Below are 17363 nucleotides of genomic sequence, written 5' to 3'. Positions count from 1 at the left end.
TGTGTGCAAGCTATGGCCAAAGCCGCCTCGAAGCCCAATAAAACTCCAGCGAAATCAAAGTCCTCCGCCAAGGCGAAAGCCGTGCCGGCGGCCCGCAAGGCGCTTCCCAAGAGCGCCTTGAAGAGCGCCCTGAAGAGCGCCCCGAAGCCGGTGGCCAAACCCTTGGCGAAGCCGGCTGCGAAGGCCGCGACCAAGCCGGCTGCGCCGAAGGTTGCCGCCAAGGCCGCACCGAAGAAGGCCGCACCAGTCAAGGCGGCGCCAGCCGCGGCCAAGGCCGGCAAATGGGTGTACACATTCGGTGACGGCAAGGCCGAAGGCCGGACGGAGATGCGCGACCTGCTCGGCGGCAAGGGCGCCAACCTCGCCGAGATGGCCAATCTCGGCCTGCCGGTGCCCCCCGGCTTCACCATCCCGACCTCGGTCTGCACCTACTTCTACGCACACGACAAGTCCTACCCGAAGGAATTGCAGGCGCAGGTTGAGAAGGCGCTCGACCATGTCGGCAAGTTGACCGGCAAGGTGTTCGGCGACACCAAGAACCCGCTGCTCGTCTCCGTGCGCTCCGGTGCGCGTGCCTCGATGCCGGGCATGATGGACACGGTGCTCAATCTCGGCCTCAACGACCAGACCGTGGAAGCGCTGTCGGAGCTGTCGGGCGACCGCCGCTTCGCCTATGACAGCTATCGCCGCTTCATCACCATGTATTCCGACGTGGTGCTCGGTTTCGAGCATCATCACTTCGAGGAAATCCTCGACTCGTTCAAGGACAGCCAGGGCTACACGCTCGACACCGACCTGTCGGCCGACGACTGGGTCGAGCTGGTCGGCAAGTACAAGGACGCGGTCGCGCGCGAGACCGGCAAGGAATTCCCGCAGGATCCGCACGACCAGCTCTGGGGCGCGATCGGCGCGGTGTTCTCATCCTGGATGAACGCGCGCGCGGTGACCTACCGCAAGCTGCACGACATTCCGGAATCCTGGGGCACCGCGGTCAACGTGCAGGCCATGGTGTTCGGCAACATGGGCGAGACCTCGGCGACCGGCGTTGCCTTCACCCGCAATCCCTCGACCGGCGAGAGCAAGCTCTACGGCGAGTTCCTGATCAACGCTCAAGGCGAGGACGTGGTGGCGGGCATCCGCACCCCGCAGGACATCACGGAGGAGGCGCGGAAAGAATCGGGCTCCGACAAGGCGTCGATGGAATCGGCGATGCCGGAGGCCTTCAAGGAGCTGACGCGGATCTACACGCTGCTCGAGAAGCACTACCGCGACATGCAGGACATGGAGTTCACGGTCGAGCAGGGCAAGCTCTGGATGCTTCAGACCCGCGGCGGCAAGCGCACCGCGAAGGCGGCGCTGCGCATCGCGGTCGAGCTCGCCAATGAAGGCCTGATCTCGAAGAAGGAAGCGGTGACGCGGATCGATCCGGCTTCGCTCGATCAGCTCTTGCATCCGACCATCGATCCCAACGCCAAGCGCGACGTGATCGCCACCGGCCTGCCGGCATCGCCGGGTGCGGCCTCCGGCGAGATCGTGTTCTCCTCGGACGAGGCGGCCAAGCTTCAGGGCGACGGGCGCAAGGTGATTCTGGTCCGCATCGAGACCAGCCCGGAAGACATCCACGGCATGCATGCCGCCGAAGGCATCCTGACCACCCGCGGCGGCATGACCTCGCACGCGGCGGTGGTCGCGCGCGGCATGGGCAAGCCCTGCGTCTCCGGCTGCGGCACCATCCGCGTCGATTACGGCCGCGGCACCATGAGCATCGGCTCGCGCACCTTCAAAACCGGCGACGTCATCACCATCGACGGTTCGCTCGGCCAGGTGCTCGCCGGCCGCATGCCGATGATCGAGCCGGAGCTCTCCGGCGAGTTCGGCACGCTGATGAACTGGGCCGATCAGGTCCGCAAGATCGGTGTCCGCGTCAACGGCGACACGCCTGATGACGCGCGTACCGCGATCAAGTTCGGCGCCGAAGGCATCGGCCTCTGCCGCACCGAGCACATGTTCTTCGAGGAGACCCGCATCCGCACGGTGCGCGAGATGATCCTCTCCGAGGACGAGCAGTCGCGCCGTGCCGCGCTCGCAAAGCTGCTGCCGATGCAGCGCGCCGACTTCGTCGAGCTGTTCGAGATCATGAAGGGCCTGCCCGTCACGATCCGCCTGCTCGACCCGCCGCTGCACGAGTTCCTGCCGCACACTCACGCCGAGGTCGAGGAAGTGGCGCGCGCCATGAACACCGATCCGCGGCGCCTCGCCGACCGCGCCCGCGAGCTCTCGGAGTTCAATCCGATGCTCGGCTTCCGCGGCTGCCGCATCGCGATCGCCTATCCGGAGATCGCCGAGATGCAGGCGCGCGCGATCTTCGAGGCGGCGGTCGAGGCGCAGAAGCGCACCGGCAAGGCCGTCGGCCTCGAGGTGATGGTGCCGCTGATCGCGACCAAGGCCGAGCTCGATCTCGTCAAGGCGCGGATCGACGCCACCGCGCAGGCGGTGATGCGCGACACCAATACCAAGCTCGCCTATCAGGTCGGCACCATGATCGAGCTGCCGCGCGCCTGTCTGCTCGCGGGCGAGATCGCGCAAACGGCCGAGTTCTTCTCGTTCGGCACCAACGACCTCACGCAGACCACCTACGGAATCAGCCGCGACGACGCGGCGAGCTTCCTCGGTCCCTACGTCGCGAAGGGCATTCTTTCGGTCGATCCCTTCATCGCACTCGACCAGGAAGGTGTCGGCGAGCTGGTCAAGATCGGTGTCGCGCGCGGCCGCAAGACGCGCCCGCAGCTCAAGGTCGGCATCTGCGGCGAGCACGGCGGCGATCCCGCCTCTGTCGCCTTCTGCCACAATATCGGCCTCGACTACGTCTCCTGCTCGCCCTACCGCGTGCCGATCGCACGCCTTGCGGCGGCGCAAGCCGCGCTCGGCAAGGCGGTCGCCAGCCAGGCGTAAGCCGAAGCAAAGAATTGAGTTGAGAGAGGCGGGGCCTTGGCTCCGCCTCTTTCATTTTGTGCTCCGCTCTCTCCACGCTGTCATTGCGAGCGCAGCGAGGCAACCCAAGCCACACACTCGGTGTCATCGCCCGGCTTGACCGGGCGATCCAGTACTCCGAGACAGTAGTGATAGAAGCGATAGGCGGCGGCGTACTGGATGCCCCGCCTTCGCGGGGCATGACAGCTGTTGTAGTGGAGGCATCTCGTGCAACGCCGGAACTCACCACGCGTGTCCCGTAATGATACGCGCCAGCAAGAGTTCCTTCACCATTCGCGTTGACCAGATGTTTACCGCTCTACGTGAGGCCGCATTTACCAATGCGCATTGCCGCCCCGTGAAAACACCTGCAATTGCTTGAGTGTGCCGCGCGCGCAACGCCGATTAACGCCGCGGCAACCTAAATTCGATACTTACGATAAAGATCGAATTGCACGGACGTACTGCGGTTCGATTTTTCTGGCGTAAGCGTAGCGTGAGCGTGTTGATGTCAGTGTTGCGTAACCATCCGAAGGGCGCGCGGTTCGCGTCCTTCGGCATCGGTCTCTGCATCTTCGCATTGATGCCGAGAGAGACCGGCTATCAGGACATTGCCTCCCTGCTGGCGCGTCAGCCCGGCGTCGCCGAGCGTTGGCAGAAGCAGGTGTTCTCCGCGGCGTCCTCGATCCAGCTCGCCACCTACAGTTTTTCCCGTCCCATCGGCACGTCGGTTCCGCAGAGCGCGATGGTTCGCCTCGCAAGCATCGATGGCCGCGATGTCACCGGCGCGATCGGCCGCAATCCGGCGCTGCAGGCGCCGCCCCGCTATCAGGCTGCAGATTTTCCCAAGGTCGATCGCTCTCTCAAGGGTGATCGCCTCGCAACGGCTACGCCCGCGCCGGTCCCCGAGACTGCGGCGCCAGCAGCGATGCCAGCGCAGGAAGATCCCGCGACGTCGAACAGCTCGGTGTTCGGCGCCAAGACCGCTGCACTGCCGCAAGCGATGTCGCAAGCGATGTCGCCTGAGTCCGCGGCCGCGCTCGACCCGGAGCTTGCGGAAGCGCTGCGCGCGCCGCCATTGCCGCAATATTCCAATCCACCGCAGGCCAGCGACGTCGCACGTTCATTCGCGGTGCAGCCGCTGGAGGCGCTGAAGCGGGCCACCGCGCCGACGACGCCCGCGCGCGATCCCTTCAGCGTCAAGACATCGAGCCTGTTCTTCGGCAATTCCTCGCTCGGCGGCAATCTCGAGAGCATCGAGAGCTGGCAGCCCGGCGCCGAGCCGCTGATCGTGATGCCCGATCCCGACATGAAGGTCACGGCCTCGCTGACCCCGCCGACGGCGGAGATCGCCAAGGACGTCGAGAGCGGCGAGAGCGTCGCGCCGAAGGGCGAGGTCAACGCCGACAATCAGCGCACCAAATCGCCGGCGGAGCGGCTCGCGCTCGACGACAAGTCGCGCGCGAAGTCGGAAAAGTGCCTCGCCGAAGCCGTCTATTTCGAATCCCGCGGCGAGGCCGTGCGCGGACAGATGGCGGTCGCGCAAGTGGTGATGAACCGCGTGTTCTCCGGCAAATATCCCGACACAGTGTGCGGCGTGGTCTACCAGAACAAGTACCGCCACTTCGCCTGCCAGTTCACCTTTGCCTGTGACAACAATCCCGACGTGATCCGCGAGCCCGAGATGTGGGAACGCGCCAAGAAGATCTCGAAGGCGATGCTCGATGGCCAGATCTGGCTGCCCGAGGTCGGCAAGTCGACGCACTACCACGCCTATTGGGTGCGTCCGTCCTGGGTCGCCGAGATGAAGAAGATGTACAAGACCGGCGTGCACACCTTCTATCGGCCGCGCAACTGGGGCGACGGCAGCGAGGAGCCGAGCTGGGGCACCCCGGCTCAGACCGCCGCACTCTCCGCCGCGCTCGCGCAGGAAGCCAAGAGTTCGGCCGAGATGGGCAACACGGAGCGGCGGTGAGATAATTGCGCTGTCGCGACAAGCGCAGCTGCGCTCCCTCGCCCCGCTTGCGGGGAGAGGGTTGGGGTGGGGGGGACTCTCCGCGAGGACGGTGAGAGTGGGACTCGCGGAGACTCCCCCTCACCCGGAATCCGCGCTGCGCGCGCATTCCGGCCTCTCCCCGCAAGCGGGGAGAGGCGAAGACACTACGCCTCGATGTCCAGCGCGCAGTCGAAATTCGGCGCCGAATGCGTCAGGGCGCCGGAGGACGCGTAGTCGACGCCGGTCGCGGCGATTGCCGCAATCGAGTCCAGCGTGACGCCGCCTGACGCCTCCAGCTTGAGGCGGCCCTCGTTCATCCGCACCGCCTCGCGCAGCGTCGCAAGGTCCATGTTGTCGAGCAGCACGGCGTCGGCGAGGCCGGTGTCGAGCACCTCGCGCAGCTGGATCAGCGTATCCACCTCGATTTCGATCTTGATGAGATGGCCGGCATGGGCGCGGGCGCGCTCCAGCACGGGACGGATGCCGCCGGCGACTGCGATGTGATTGTCCTTGATCAGGATCGCATCGTCGAGGCCGAAGCGATGGTTGAAGCCGCCGCCGCAGCGCACTGCGTATTTCTCCAGCGCCCGCAACCCCGGCGTGGTCTTGCGCGTGCAGCAGATGCGCATTTTCGTGCCTTCGGTGCGCGCGACATAGTCCGCCGTGAGCGTGGCTATGCCCGACAGCCGGCCGACAAAGTTCAGCGCGGTCCGCTCGGCGGTGAGAATGGCGCGCGCGGGGCCCGTGATCGTCAGCACCTGCTGTCCGCGGGCAACGCGTGCGGCGTCTCGGACATGCGCGCGCACCTCGATGTCGGCCGAGAGCTTTTGCAGCGTCGCCAGCGCCAGCGGCAGGCCGGCGATCACGCCGGACTGGCGCGCGACCAGGATGGCCTGCGCCCTGGTTGCCTCCGGGATCGTCGCCAGCGAGGTGATGTCGCCGGCGCGGCCGAGGTCTTCGTCGAGGGCGCGATCGACCGCCTCCTCGATCGCGAGCGGTGAGAGGAAGGCATCGGGATAGAGCAGCGAGGTCGGGATGATCATGGAGGCTCCTTCAGGCGATCAGGGGTTGCGCAATGCGCCGCAGCGGGCGCTCGCTCAGGTCTTCCGCGACCTCGCGCGCTGCGGCGAGCGTGGTCATCGTTCTCTGCGCCAGCGCGGGGTTGTCGGCTGGATGATCGGAACGGAAATGCGCGCCGCGGCTCTCACGCCGCGCCCAGGCGGAAGCGGCAACGAGCAGGGCTGAGATCGCCATGTTGCGGACACCGATGTTTCCAGCCTCGCGTTCGAGCGCGGCGAAGTGGCGCACGGCTTCTGCAAGCCCGTCGTCATCGCGGATCACGCCGACATGCGTGCTCATCATTGCGCGCAGCCGCGTCACGCCCGCTGCATCCGGCGTGCCGCCGCGTGGCGTCGCCAATGCGTCGGGAAGGTGGGCAGGCGAGGGCACCGTGCGGCCGGCGATGTCGTCGGCAATGCGTGCAGCGTAGACCACCGCCTCCAGCAGCGAGTTGGAGGCGAGGCGGTTGGCGCCATGTGCGCCGGTGGACGATACTTCGCCGCCGGCCCAGAGCCCCTCGATCGAGCTGCGGCCGCGCGCGTCCACGGCAATACCGCCCATGTGGTAATGCGCGGCCGGTGCGATCGGGATGGTTTGCCTCGCGGGATCGATGCCGGCGGCGATGCAGCTCGCATGCACCGTCGGAAACTTGTCGGCGAAACGCGAGCCCAGCGCCTCCCGTGCATCGAGGAAGGCGCCGCGCCCGGCCGCGATCTCGGCGAACACGCCGCGGGCCACGATGTCGCGCGGCGCGAGTTCGGCGAGCGGATGACGCGCTGGCATGAAGCGCTCGCCATGGGCGTTGATCAGCGTTGCGCCTTCGCCGCGCAACGCTTCGGTCGCAAGCGGCGCCGGATCACGGCCGACCATGATGGCGGTGGGATGGAACTGGACGAATTCCGGATCGGCGATGTCAGCGCCGGCGCGGGCGGCGATCGCAAGGCCCGAGCCGCTGGCTTGGGGCGGATTGGTGGTGGCGGCGTAGAGATGGCCGAGGCCGCCGGTCGCCAGCACCACCGCACGCGAGGCGAGCAGGACCGGTCGTGCAGCGACATTGCCGGCGTCGCGCAGCTGCAGGCCAGTGACGGCGCCATCCTCGGTCAGCAGCGACTCCGCGACCAGACCTTCGATGACGCGGATCGACGGCGTGCGGCGTACTGCCTCGCTCAGTGCCGCAATGATCGCAGCGCCTGCGCCATCGCCGCGCACATGCACGATGCGCCGGGCTGAATGCGCAGCTTCCCGCCCCACGGCCAGCCTGCCTTCGAGGTCGCGGTCGAACGGCACGCCATAGGCGAGAAGGTCATGGATGCGCGGTGCGGCTTCGCGCGCAATGCCGAGAGCGACGGCTGCGTCGACGAGGCCGCCGCCGACCGCGATCGTATCCGCGGCGTGTGCTTCCGGCGTGTCGCCTTCGGCCACCGCCGCCGCGATGCCGCCCTGCGCCCACGCGGACGACGCGCCCTGTCCAAGTGGTGCCGCCGAGATCAGCGTCACCGGCCGCGGCGCGAGCTTCAGCGCGCAGAATAGTCCGGCCAGGCCGCCGCCGACGATGATGACGTCGTCGGTCGAGCGGGTGAGGTTGTGGATGTTGTTTGTAGTCATCTCTGTCTCCAAGCTCTCTGCCGTCGTCCCGGCCTAGTGCGCAATTGCGCACGGGGGGGGGCGGGACCCATACGCCGCGGCGGAAGTTGTTGCGCGAAGCTGTTCAACGTCGTTCTTCGCAGCCACAACTTCCTGTGGTTATGGGTCCCGGCCTGCGCCGGGACGACACCGAGTGTGTTGCTAGTTCTTCAGATTGATCATCCGCTCCACCGAGCGCCGCGCGCGCACCGCGAGCGCGGGATCGATGGTGACTTCCTCGCCGAGCGTCAGCAGGCTCTGCAAAATATTCGCGAGCGTGATGCGCTTCATGTGCGGGCAGAGATTGCAGGGGCGGAGCATCTCCACATCAGGCAGCTCGGCGCGGACATTGTCGGCCATCGAGCATTCCGTGATCATCACCAGCCGCCGCGGCCGCTTGTTGCGCACCCAGTTGATCATGTGCGCGGTCGAGCCGGTGAAGTCGGCCTCCGCCAGCACGTCCGGCGGACATTCGGGATGCGCGATGATCTGCACGGATGGATCGGCCTCGCGAAAGGCGCGCAGCTCCTCGCCCTTGAAGCGCTCGTGCACCTCGCAGGCGCCCTTCCAGGCGATGATTTTGACGTCGGTCTTCGAGGCGACGTAGGTCGCAAGGTAACGGTCGGGGAGGAAGATCACAGTCGGCGCATTCAGGCTCTCGACCACCTGCACCGCGTTCGACGAGGTGCAGCAGATGTCGACCTCGGCCTTCACCTCCGCCGAGGTGTTGACATAGGCGACGACAGGCACGCCGGGGAATCTTTCGCGGAGCAGCCGCACGTCGGCGCCGGTGATGCTGGCGGCGAGCGAGCAGCCGGCACGCGAATCCGGGATCAGCACCGTCTTCTCCGGGTTGAGCAGTTTCGAGGTCTCCGCCATGAAGTGGACGCCGCATTGCACGATGATGCCGGCCTTCACCTTGGTGGCTTCGACCGCGAGCTGGAGCGAGTCGCCGCCGATATCGGCGACGCAGTGGAAGATCTCCGGCGCCTGGTAATTGTGCGCGAGGATCACCGCGCCGCGGGCCTGCTTCAGCTCGTTGATCGCGTGAATCGTCGGCGCCATCAGCGGCCACTCGATCGGCGGGATCACGTGCTTGACGCGCTCATAGAGCGGCGCGGTGGCGCGCTCGACGTCGTCAGTCCATTCCAGCGAAGGCATCGGGAGCGAAGAAACCGTTCGCGCCGGCGTGCCGCGGGGTGAGGTGGTGACCTTGCCCTGGGGCCGGGCGGCAAAATCGTCAGGGCCGTAAATTCCAGTGATCGGCATCGAAGCCTCCCTTGCATGCCATTTATGCTCAAAGTGAGTATATTGTGGGCCTGAGTAATCCGGCCCAAGGGCCGGAATGGACTTCACTGATACCCAAATATACTCAATATGAGCAAATCAAAGATAGCACGCTCGGCTGGAGATCGCCAGTCCCTGTCCCACACATTCCCGTCAGATCGCGTCAGGCGAGGCCTCATTGAAATGCAATGCTCCCGCAACAGCCCTTCGTGGAATGCAGCCGCTTTTGACTTGGGGTTTTCATGCAAATGCATTAAACGAGCTGGCTCGCGGCTGCCTATCCCGGACCGCCAACAAACAGACAAGGAGCACACCATGTCGACATCAATTGGCGAGCTCGGTCCGGTCTCCCGTTCCACCTGGCGCACGCCGGCGATCATCATTCTCTGCGGCTGTGCCATCGGCATGCTCGGTTTCGGCCCGCGCTCGGCGCTCGGCTTTTTCGTGCAGCCGATGAGCCACGAGTTCGCCTGGGGCCGCGACGTGTTCGGTCTCGCGATCGCCGTGCAGAATCTGTTGTGGGGGTTGGGCCAGCCTTTCGCCGGCGCGGTCGCCGACCGCTTCGGCCTGTTTCGGGTGATGTGCGTCGGTGCTCTGCTCTATGCCGGCGGCCTGCTCCTGATGCGCTACTCCTCGACGCCGCTGTCACTGAATGTCGGTGCCGGCGTGATGGTCGGCTTTGGTCTCGCCGGCTGCTCGTTCAACCTGGTGCTGTCGGCGTTCAGCAAGCTCCTGCCCGCCGAGAAGCGTGGGCTTGCGCTCGGCGCCGGCACCGCGGCGGGCTCGTTCGGACAGTTCCTGTTCGCGCCCATTGGCGTCGCGCTCATCGACAATTTCGGCTGGCAGCAGGCACTCTCCGTCTTCGGCTTCCTGATGCTGCTGATCATTCCGCTGTCGCTGGCGCTCTCCACGCCGCCGGTCGCAGCGACCGGCAGTACGACGCAAGCGGATGAGCAGACCTTCACCAGGGCGCTTGCGGAAGCCTTCGGTCACCGCTCCTATGTGCTGCTCGTGCTCGGCTTCTTCACCTGCGGTTTCCAACTTGCCTTCATCACCGTGCATCTGCCGGCCTTTCTGGTCGATCGCGGTATCTCGACGCAAACCGGCGGCTGGGTGATCGCGGCGATCGGCCTGTTCAACATCATCGGCTCGCTCAGCGTCGGCTACCTCCAGAACTATCTGCCCAAGCGCTACATCCTCTCGACCATCTATTTCACGCGTGCACTTGCGACGCTCGCCTTCATCTCGTTCCCGATCACGCCGTTCTCGGCGATCGCGTTCGGCGCGATCTCCGGCCTGACCTGGCTGTCGACGGTGCCGCCGACCTCGGCGCTGGTGGCGCTGATGTTCGGCACGCGCTGGCTCGCGACGCTCTATGGCTTTGCCTTCGTCAGCCATCAGGTCGGCGGCTTCCTCGGCGTCTGGCTCGGCGGCATCGTGTTCGAAAAGTTCGGTTCCTACACGCCGATCTGGTGGCTCTCGATTCTGTTCGGCGTGCTCTCGGCGCTGATCAACCTTCCGATCGTGGAGAAACCGGTTCAGCGAGCGGTTGCGCAGCCGGCCTGATCGGCTAAACATCCCCGACAAACAAAGTCAGGGAGTGCAGTCGTGGCCACATTCAAGGCGATCCGGGTCGACAAGGCGGACAAGGGCACCACCGCGCAGCTCGCGCAGTTCGACGAAGCCGAACTGATGGAGGGCGACGTCACCGTCCGCGTCGAATGGTCGACGCTGAACTACAAGGACGGCCTTGCGCTGACAGGCAAGGCGCCGGTGGTGCGCCGCTTCCCGATGATCGCCGGCATCGATTTTGCCGGCACGGTCGAAGCGTCCTCGCATCCGCAGTGGAAGGCGGGCGACAAGGTCGTCTGCACCGGCTGGGGCATGGGCGAGACCCATCTCGGCGCCTATGCCGAGAAGGCGCGGGTGAAGGGTGACTGGCTGGTCGCCCTGCCGCAGGGCCTGTCGGCGCGCGACGCCATGGCGATCGGGACCGCCGGCTTCACCGCGATGCTTTCCGTGCTGGCGCTGGAAAAGCACGGCCTTTCGCCGAAGAGCGGTCCCGTGGTGGTAACGGGCGCAGCCGGCGGCGTCGGCTCGGTTGCCACCGCCGTGCTGTCCAAGCTCGGCTACCACGTCATCGCCTCGACCGGCCGCGCGGCGGAAGCCGACTACCTCAAGCACCTCGGTGCGGCCGAGGTCATCGATCGCAATGAATTGTCGGCCCCGGCAAAACCCCTCGCCAAGGAGCGCTGGGCGGGCGGCGTCGACAGCGTCGGCTCGACCACGCTGGCGAATCTCCTGTCGATGACGAAATACGGTGGCGCGATCGCCGCCTGTGGCCTCGCGGCCGGCATGGACCTGCCGTCTTCGGTCGCGCCTTTCATTTTGCGCGGAGTGTGCCTTCTCGGCATCGATTCCGTGATGTGCCCGATCGAGCCGCGAAAAGCTGCCTGGCTGCGCTTGGCCTCCGATCTGGATCGGACAAAACTATCTGAAATCACTCAGGAAATTTCGCTCGACGAGGTCCCGGGATGGGGCGCGAAAATCCTCGCCGGCCAGGTCCGCGGCCGCGTCGTGGTAAAAATTCTCTAACGGCGTTCAGACTTTACCAACCAAGCTGCTTCAATGTTGCCTTGGTTAGTATGGTAAGCAGCGGGTAAAGAGATAAGGCATCGCCCGCTGCGGGGGTCGGTTCGGAGTAGAGCATGCTTGCGCGTATTGTGTTGGGGGCTGTCACGGCGGCAGCGACGTTTGCGCCGGCCATTGCAGGAAGCATGAACGCCGACGAGGCGCGCCGCTTCGTGGCCGGCAAGGTGTTCGCCTTCACCTGTTTCGACGGCACCCGCGGCGCAGGCCGCATTCTCGACGACCTCGGCGCCGCCGGTGCGGTGCAGTTCTCGGGCTCGGGTCCCGTCCGCCATCTTCGCCTGCCCGGTAATACGCTCCAGATTCGCGGCCAGAACGTCTGCGCCTCGATCAAGGGCATTCCGTTCGAGCCCTGTTTCAACCTGGAAAAGACCGACGAGCGCAGCTTCCGCGGCTCGGTGTCGGGCATGGGCTTCGCCTATTGCGACTTCCATCACCAGGGCGGCAATCAGATGCTGATGGCGCGCGCGGGGGCGCGTCCGCGTTCGCTGCGCTCCTCGGAGCACACCGGGTCGGTCGGCGCGCCGAACACCGAGGTCGCCGCGCGCGTCGAGACGCCGCGTGTCGAGAGCGGCCGGCTCGAGCCGGTGAAGTCCGAAGTCAGGTCGGATCCTGCGAAGAACGAAGGCCCGCTGGAGCTGCGTCGCTCCACCCAGTGAGCTGGCGGCGCGGGGCCATCCGCGCCTTGCCGTTGCATATTTTCATCGAACATGAAGCCGCCGCGCCGTAGTCATACGGACGGCGGCTTTCATGCGTTGGTAGTTGTTCGCGTCCCAGTTTGCGTACGGCCGGGGGACGCGGCCCGAGACAAGGGTTCAACGATGTCGCTGTACTTCTTCCGCATCAGTACCGGTCGCTACTCCGGTGCCGCCGATCAGCCGTACGAGTTCGACGATCGCGCCGCCGCGTGGACCGAGATGACCGAGGTCTGCGCCAATCTGCTCGGCGGGATCGCGCGCAGCATGAAGCCGAATGCGAAGTGGAGCATGGAGCTGCTCGACGAGAACAAGGAGCCCGTGTTCCGCATCAGCATCGTGGGCGAGACAGTGGTGCCGCAGTAGGCCGAAGCCCATCCCTGGATGTGCGGATGCGTTCGCACTGCAGCATGAAGTGTGCCCGCGCACTGCAACAGATGGTTGCAGGAGAAATAACGGGCGGCCGGTGCGCTTGCGTAGTTTTACGTAGGTTCCTGTTAACGCCTGCTTGCAACTATGAGCGCAATCTGAGGCGATAAGAACCAGCCAGCATTGATGAACTGACTTTCGCCCTGTCGTCGCGTCGCGACGATTGCGGCGCAGGTCATTCGTGCGTTGCTAGGTCTCACCGGGATTTCTCGTGATGTCGAAGTTGTCGATCGTCTTCAAGCTTCTGACCGTGTTGTCGGTCCTCGTGCTCTCGCTCGCCGGCGTCGGCGTGACCGCGATCGGCACCATGCAGAACATCAATGCCCACACGGTCGAGATTGCGGAAAGCTGGCTGCCGAGCGTGCGTGCGCTCGGCTCGCTTCGCGCCGACATCAACGAGCTGCGCGTCGCGCTCCGCCTGCATCTGATGCAGGAGAGCGCCGAGGGCAAGGACGCGGCCGAGAAGCGGCTCGCCTCGCTGCGCGAACGGATCGAGAAGACCCGCAAGGTCTACGAGCCCTTGATCAATTCGCCCGAGGAGCGCTCGCTCTATGGGCAGTGGACCAAGGCCTGGGCCGAGTATCTGAACGGCGTGCAGGAGGTGATGGCGCTGTCGCGCAAGAGCGTCGGCCGCTTCCCGACCGACGCCAATGAAATGTTGCAGACCAAGGTGGCGAAGATGGCCCAAGCGGCCGATCCGCTGCTGCAGAAGGGCATCGAGCTCAACAACAGCGGCGCCGAGCTCGAGACGAAGCAGGCGGCCGACAGCTATGCGCTGATCTTCCGCGTCCTGGTTGGAATCATCGTGTTCTCGGTCGTGATCGCGATCGGCGCGGCCTATTATCTCGTGCGCGACGTTTCGCGTGGCATTGCTTCAATCATCAAGCCGATGCAGTCGCTCGGCGAGGGCGATCTCTCGGCCGAGGTGCCGCATCGCGGCGAGAAGACCGAGATCGGATCGATGGCGGATGCGCTGCAGATCTTCAAGGAAGCGCTGATCGCCAAGCGGGCAGCCGACGAGGCGGCCCGGCTCGACGCCGAGGCCAAGATCGAACGCGGCCGCCGGGTCGATGCCATCACGCGCAAGTTCGAGGCGATGATCGGTGAAGTCGTCGGCACCGTCTCCTCGGCCTCGACCGAGCTCGAGGCGTCGGCGTCGACGCTGACCAGCACCGCGCAGCGCGGCCAGGAGCTCGCCACCGTCGTCGCGGCGGCCTCCGAGGAGGCCTCCACCAACGTCCAGGCGGTCGCCTCCGCCTCGGAAGAGCTGTCGTCCTCCATCACCGAGATCAGCCGCCGCGTGCAGGATTCGGCACGGATGGCCGCGGAGGCGGTCGAGCAGGCGGCGCGGACCAACGAGCGCGTCAACGCGCTGTCGCTGGCGGCCTCCCGCATCGGCGACGTCGTCGAGCTCATCAACACCATTGCGGGCCAGACCAATCTGCTGGCGCTGAACGCGACCATCGAGGCGGCGCGGGCGGGCGAAGCTGGCCGCGGCTTTGCCGTCGTGGCGTCCGAAGTCAAGGCGCTGGCGGAGCAGACCGCGAAGGCGACCGGCGAGATCGGGGCACAGGTGTCCGGCATCCAGGCCGCGACGGAAGAATCCGTCAGCGCGATCCAGGAGATCGGCGGCACCATCGAGCGGCTGTCCGAAGTGTCCGCGGCGATTGCCGCCGCCGTCGAAGAGCAGGGCGCAGCGACGCAGGAGATCTCGCGCAACGTCCAGCAGGCCTCGCTCGGCACGCAGGAGGTCTCGTCCAACATCACCGACGTGCAGCGCGGTGCGATCGAGACCGGCGAGGCCTCGGTCGAGGTGCTGTCGGCAGCGAAGTCGCTCGCGACCGACAGCACCCGCCTCAAGGTCGAGGTCGCGCAGTTCCTGGAATCGGTCCGCGCCGCCTGATCCCTCAACTGCCCGTCTGCGGAGCCGGCGGCGGGGCCTGCCGCCGGAACAGGATGCGCTGGTAGAGCCAGCCGATCGCGACCAGCACGATGCCGAGGCACATGAATGACAGCGCGCGATAGACGCCTGTCAGCGTCGACATGTCGATGACGAAGGCCTTCAGGATCGTCAGCGCGATGACGGCGGCGGACGCCAGCCGCGCCCGTTCTGAGTTGACGAGAATGCCGACCCCGAGCAGCACCACGCCGAAGGCGAGCCAGCCGATCGAATAGGTGTATTGCTCGGCGCCGGTGGTCGGGCCGCTGGAGAGGATCGGGCCGTGATAGAAGCGGCGGATCTCCAGCGTGACATAGGCGAGCGCGAAAACCAGCGCGCCGCCGGCGATGGTGTTGGCGTAGACCTTGCCGCGCTCGCCAACCACCGCATAGGACAATAGCAGCATCAGCACCGCCGGCAGCGCATAGCCGAGCAGCAGCAGGTTGAACACCGCGCCGCCGACGTCGATGCGCCAGATCAGCGGGTTCTCCAGGATTAGGAGACCGAACACGCTGATGAGGCCGGCGATCGCCGTCAGCACGACCGCGCCGACATTGTGCACGATGCTGCGGCTGCGCAGCCGCAGGCGCTCCAGCCCGATCGCCATGGCGAGCGTGATGCAAACCTGCAGCGCGCATTCGAGCAGTGACGGTGGCGAAATCATGTCGCCGCCGGTCGCGAAATGCCGGATCTCCATGAAGGCGAGCAGCGCGGTGAACAGGATCGCGGCCGCCTCGACGACGCGCAAGGGGACGTCGTCACCGCGGCGGCGCAGGAAGATGCTCGCGCCCCAGAACGAGGCGGCCGGCAGGCCGTAGCCCCACAGCAGCCAGTTGAAGATCGGCGTCGTGCCGACGGCATCGCCGACGATGCGGGGATCATAGACGATGCGCGCGGTGACGATCGCGGCGAAGATCGCAGCTAACCGGCGCAGCACCGGAATCGGTCGCTGCAACGAGATCCAGGCGGTGCCGATCGACATCAGCGCCAGCGCAATGGTGAGCCAGCCTTTCTCCAGCGCAAAGGTCAGCGCCAGCGCGAGCGCGCCGAGCGTGCCGGTCGCAAACAATGCGATCGAGGTTGCAACGCCCGGTCGTTCTTCCCGACGCATCAGCGCTTCGGTCGCAGCGCCAAAGGCGGCAGCGAGCAGAACAGCGAGGATCGCGAACGGGATCGATCGGTCGAGATGGGCGATGCGGGCGTAGAGCGCGACCAGGATCGCGATCGGCGTGGCGACGCCCGCCGCCGACCACACCACGGGAATGATGGCCGAGTTCGACCGGCCCTGCGCGAAAAAGCCCGCGACGCCGAAGCCGGCGGCGAAGATCGCGGCCGTCACCAGGTGCAGCGTCACCGAGCTGTCGGTCGCGACAGGGCCGACGCCCGGCATGGGGCCGCCCGGCAGCACCAGCATGTCAGGATTGGCGCGCACCGCCCATTCGGCGAACACGATGAACACGGTCGCAGCAGCTGCGCCCAGCGCGCCGGTGGCCGCGGGCGCGCGCCAGGCGACGAACAGCGTCCCGCCGACGAGGAGCGTGAAGGCGATCAGCGCGAGATCCGCATGCGCGCTCGACAGCACGACCAGCATCGCAGCGAACAGATAGGCGCCGAGCGCGCCCGACGAGACCGGCTCGATCTCGCCGTCCTCGATGGTCGGGCCGAACATGAAGCCGCAGACCACGAGCAGCGCGGCAAGCACGAAGCCCGCGATGACATGGAAGGCGTGCGGCGCGACCTGCACCTGTTCGGTATCGAGCCCCGGGAAGATCCAGAGCACCGCGAAGGCGATCGTCGTGACGGCAAGCCAGCGCCACAGCCGGATGCGGGCAAGGCCGAAACTCGCGGCGGTGACGATGGCGAGATAGATGTAGAGCGCCCAATAGTCCGGCTTGCCGCTGGAGACGAGGATCGGCGTCACGAAGGCGCCGACCACGCCGAGCCCTGCGAGCGCTGGCCCATGCAGCAGCGCTGCGGCGAGCGTGCCCATCGCGACGATGCCGAGCAGCACGAAGGCGGTGGCGGGTACGAGGAAGCCATAGAGCGCATAGGCCGCATAGATAGTGGCGAACGCCACCGCCGTGCCGGCCGCGGTGAGGATCGCGGGAATGTTGGCGATCGGCAGCGCCTGGATGGTGGAGATGCTCTCCTTGCGCCGCGTCCATTCGCCGGCACCCAGCAGCGCGGCTGCGAACAGGCCGCCGAGGAACACGCGCACGCCGGGGCCGACGAGGCCGGCCTCGATCGAATAGCGCACCATGAAGAAGCCGCCGAGCGCCAGCGCAAGGCCGCCGATCCAAACCACCCAGCGGGTGCCGAGGCGTTCCTCGAATCCGGGCGCAGCCTCCGGCACCGGCGGCGGCGCATCAGCGCCCGTGCTCGGTTCAAGCGGGGGTGGTGCAACCTCTTCGGTGACGAGCGGAGGCGGTGTCGTTTCGGCTTCCGGCGCAAGCGGCGGCGGCTCGGCGGCAGCTGGTGCGGGCGCTTCAGCCTGCACCTGCGCGGGCATCAGCGGCGGCGGCTGCACCGGCCGCTGCGCATAAAACTTCCCTTCGAGCAGGTTCAGCTGGCGGCGCAACTCGGTCGCCTGGCTGGACGCCTTGATCGCGATCAGGAAAGCGATGATCGCAATGATCAGCGCAAAGACGTCGAACGGGCCGTCGAACATGAAGCCTCCAGGCAACCGGCGGGCAGGGGTCCGGTACCACTGATATCA

The 17363-nt window shown here is 66.4% G+C and carries 11 protein-coding genes; 7 read left to right on the top strand and 4 right to left on the bottom strand.

Annotated elements, in window-relative coordinates; translation table 11 throughout:
• Window positions 1-12 precede the first annotated feature (12 nt).
• Both ppdK and JQ592_RS35355 read left to right on the top strand, forming a co-directional pair.
• On the top strand, window positions 13-2952 hold the full coding sequence (ppdK, locus tag JQ592_RS35360) for a pyruvate, phosphate dikinase (RefSeq protein WP_211407331.1): 2940 nt from the start codon (window positions 13-15) through the stop codon (window positions 2950-2952).
• A 526-nt stretch (window positions 2953-3478) separates the two neighbouring features.
• On the top strand, window positions 3479-4945 hold the full coding sequence (locus JQ592_RS35355; RefSeq protein ID WP_211407330.1) for a cell wall hydrolase: 1467 nt from the start codon (window positions 3479-3481) through the stop codon (window positions 4943-4945).
• Between the two features lie 185 nt (window positions 4946-5130).
• Here JQ592_RS35355 and nadC read toward each other — a convergent pair whose 3' ends face one another.
• The 3 genes from nadC to nadA all read right to left on the bottom strand — a co-directional run bounded on the left by nadC (window position 5131) and on the right by nadA (window position 8917).
• Complete coding sequence (gene nadC / locus JQ592_RS35350; protein ID WP_211407329.1) at window positions 5131-6009, bottom strand: carboxylating nicotinate-nucleotide diphosphorylase; 879 nt, start codon at window positions 6007-6009, stop codon at window positions 5131-5133.
• 10 nt (window positions 6010-6019) lie between these two features.
• Window positions 6020-7630: an L-aspartate oxidase gene (locus tag JQ592_RS35345; protein WP_211407328.1), complete on the bottom strand. Its 1611-nt coding sequence runs from the start codon at window positions 7628-7630 to the stop codon at window positions 6020-6022.
• A 180-nt stretch (window positions 7631-7810) separates the two neighbouring features.
• Entirely contained in the window at window positions 7811-8917 is a 1107-nt protein-coding gene (nadA, locus tag JQ592_RS35340) for a quinolinate synthase NadA (RefSeq protein WP_211407327.1), read from the bottom strand.
• 333 nt (window positions 8918-9250) lie between these two features.
• Between nadA and JQ592_RS35335 the strand changes: the two genes are divergently transcribed.
• The 5 genes from JQ592_RS35335 (at window position 9251) to JQ592_RS35315 (ending at window position 14611) form a co-directional block, all read left to right on the top strand.
• Complete coding sequence (locus JQ592_RS35335; RefSeq protein ID WP_211407326.1) at window positions 9251-10501, top strand: MFS transporter; 1251 nt, start codon at window positions 9251-9253, stop codon at window positions 10499-10501.
• 42 nt (window positions 10502-10543) lie between these two features.
• Window positions 10544-11530 (top strand): acrylyl-CoA reductase (NADPH), encoded by a 987-nt coding sequence (gene acuI, locus JQ592_RS35330; protein WP_211407325.1) that lies wholly within the window; start codon window positions 10544-10546, stop codon window positions 11528-11530.
• Window positions 11531-11643: 113 nt separating this feature from the next.
• The gene (locus JQ592_RS35325; protein WP_211407324.1) at window positions 11644-12243 is read left to right on the top strand and encodes a hypothetical protein; all 600 of its coding nucleotides are present in this window, start codon (window positions 11644-11646) and stop codon (window positions 12241-12243) included.
• A 162-nt stretch (window positions 12244-12405) separates the two neighbouring features.
• On the top strand, window positions 12406-12645 hold the full coding sequence (locus tag JQ592_RS35320; RefSeq protein ID WP_211407323.1) for a DUF6894 family protein: 240 nt from the start codon (window positions 12406-12408) through the stop codon (window positions 12643-12645).
• Window positions 12646-12922: 277 nt separating this feature from the next.
• Window positions 12923-14611 carry a methyl-accepting chemotaxis protein gene (locus tag JQ592_RS35315; RefSeq protein ID WP_211407322.1) on the top strand — a complete coding sequence of 563 codons (1689 nt, stop codon included), beginning with the start codon at window positions 12923-12925 and terminating at the stop codon, window positions 14609-14611.
• Window positions 14612-14615: 4 nt separating this feature from the next.
• On the opposite strand, the gene JQ592_RS35310 is transcribed toward JQ592_RS35315, so the two are convergent.
• A complete protein-coding gene (locus tag JQ592_RS35310) occupies window positions 14616-17315 on the bottom strand; it encodes a DUF2339 domain-containing protein (RefSeq protein WP_211407321.1) in 2700 nt (899 codons plus the stop codon).
• Window positions 17316-17363: the final 48 nt, after the last annotated feature.

Source organism: Bradyrhizobium iriomotense (assembly GCF_018129405.1).
GTDB lineage: Bacteria > Pseudomonadota > Alphaproteobacteria > Rhizobiales > Xanthobacteraceae > Bradyrhizobium > Bradyrhizobium iriomotense_B.
Note: the sequence above shows the minus strand (reverse complement) of the source record. Positions and strands in the feature narration are given on the sequence as shown.